General features: G+C 36.8%; 3 protein-coding genes. All 3 read left to right on the forward strand.

The genetic code is table 11. The features are described 5' to 3' along the window. The coding region (locus BLS49_RS24670) for a PhoU domain-containing protein (protein ID WP_342707231.1) at positions 1–102 on the forward strand (102 nt) is incomplete at its 5' end. Between the two features lie 207 nt (positions 103–309). Then, positions 310–678: a hypothetical protein gene (locus BLS49_RS24400; RefSeq protein WP_091236734.1), complete on the forward strand. Its 369-nt coding sequence runs from the start codon at positions 310–312 to the stop codon at positions 676–678. A 136-nt stretch (positions 679–814) separates the two neighbouring features. Then, the coding region (locus BLS49_RS24405) for a glycosyl hydrolase family 18 protein (RefSeq protein ID WP_245742773.1) at positions 815–2,379 on the forward strand (1,565 nt) is incomplete at its 3' end.

The following is a 2,379-nucleotide window of genomic DNA, read 5'->3' on the forward strand; positions in this document are numbered from 1 at the left end:
CTGGTTGGTCGCTATATTGAACGGATTGCAGACCACGCAACAAATATTGGCGAAAGTGCCGTGTACCTCGTAACAGGGCATCGTCCTGATTTGAATCAATAAAAGCATATAATGAGTATAGAGCAAGGCTACCTGGTTACTAGGTAGTCTTTTTTCTTATTCCTAGAAGGGGCATATAAACATTTTAGGGAATCATTGACAAAGAAAGAATGTGAAATTATACTCAACCTTATGACTTTTAATTGCCGATTGAGGGGATGGTTCACTAGTTTGAAGTATATTTTGAAAAAGAAAAGGAGAAGGTAATCTGTGGGAAAATTGAAGAGATTTTTATTGTTTTTATTAATTGTAAGCGTTTTAATATTTGGATTAGGAGATGTCCAAGTAGCTGTAGCAGAGATTGGGGAGGATTCAGCCGAAGAGAATATTCAAATGAGTACCGTGCTGAATAACAATAAGGAACTCGAACTGATTGACCTACAAAAAGAACTACAGAAGGAACCGCAAATAGTCAAAGAGGTTGAAGATAAACGTACAGAATTTTCTAAGCAATATCTAATGAGTGATAATACATACCAGATCGAGTATTCGATGATCCCCGTTCATTATGAAGATACTAATGGTAAGTTCCGCGAAATCTCAAATAACATAATAGATCGATGCCAAGTATGTTCGTAAGTGAATTAATACGTTGTTGATGGAAACAAGGGATGAAATACATTTAATAGCAATGTAGCTAATAGATAATATTGAATTTCATACAATTACAAATTTGGTGAAATTTTATCAAAAAGTCGAAATTTGGGGGATAGTTATGTCGAAAAATGTATTTGTTGGTCGAATTGCATCGGCATTGATTTTGGCGATATTTTTAAATTTAATTTTGCTATCAAGTGGTACAGATGCTGTAGCAGAAGAGGATATTCTATCAGAATTGTCTATCGTAAACGAAGGAGTTAATGAAATCAATAATATTCAAACCGGTGTTACTGATCAATCAATACCAACAGAATTGATGCCTACTTCTGAGTTTGAACAGCAGACACATAAGGAAGTATTTGGTTATTATGCACCTTATGATACAGCTGGATATGAAAGTCTTACTCAAAACAGTTCGTACATGGATAATTTATTATCGGCAACGTTCGATATCACGAGCACAGGCGATGTCGTTGGAAATAATCCCACTAACGTGTTGGAGTTTTCAAGTCAAAATGGGATTAAAACCTACGCAGTGTTTCAAAATAGAGAGCAAGGTGGATTTAGTCCTCAAATTGCTGAAACCGTTGTATCATCTGAAACCTTAAGACAAACGCTTATTCAAAATATCTATTCAATTGTGTCGGCAAATGGGTACGAAGGGGTCAATATTGACTTCGAAGGATTAAGTTCATCCTACAAAGAATCATTTACGCAATTTATTCTGGAACTCGCCGATGTTTTGAGGCCAAGTGGCTATAAAATCATTGTCTCAATCTATCCAATTACTTCAATTTCTGAAGAAAACTCTATGGTTTATGATTTAGTGCAGTTGGGAAATTTAGTTGATTACGTTCAAGTTATGGCGCATAACCAACACGGACCTTGGGGATTACCTGGACCTCTTGCAGGATATCAATGGGTAGAGAATGTTCTGCAGTATACGTTGAGTAAAATTACTAGCGAAAAGATATTATTAGGCTTAACAAACTATTCATACGATTGGAACTTAGAAAAACCATCAAGAAATGTTCTGCTTCCACTAAAGAAAATATTGTGGTTATCTTCAGTTTCTGGAGGTTTCCATACCTGGGATCCAGCTAGTCAGTCACCCTATTTTACTTATGAAGGAAGTAATGGTAATGATCATAATGTATGGTATGAAAACAGTGCTAGTATACAGCTAAAAACGCAACTCGTTTTGAAATATAATCTTGCTGGTGTCAGTGTTTGGAGGTTAGGATACGAAGAAACGGAGTTTTGGAATGCTGTAATGGCAGGTCTAGATTCAAATAATCATATTGAACCCAATATGAGCCCGATGCTCGGATATCAAAATTTAGAATTATTAGATAATCATGAAATGAACGACGACTTTCCGGATGCTGTTACCGTTGTGACCGGGGGCACTTACGACTCTTATATTTCCATTTCGGACGATAAAGATTTTTATGAGTTTACATCTCAACAAGGAGGAAGACTCACAGTTAACCTTACTTCACCTGCAGGAAAAGACTTTAATGTGGAGGTTTATGAAACCGCTGATTGGTCCAAATGGTTAGCTGGATCGACAAATGGGGCTGGTCAGGAAGATACGATGACATTCACGGTAAAGCCCAATACGGCATATTACATCGTCGTGTATGGAGCAAGTGCTACTGAATTTGGTCCAGACCCCTA

The sequence above is a fragment of the Fontibacillus panacisegetis genome, assembly GCF_900102215.1.
In the GTDB taxonomy this organism is placed as follows: Bacteria; Bacillota; Bacilli; order Paenibacillales; family Paenibacillaceae; genus Fontibacillus; species Fontibacillus panacisegetis.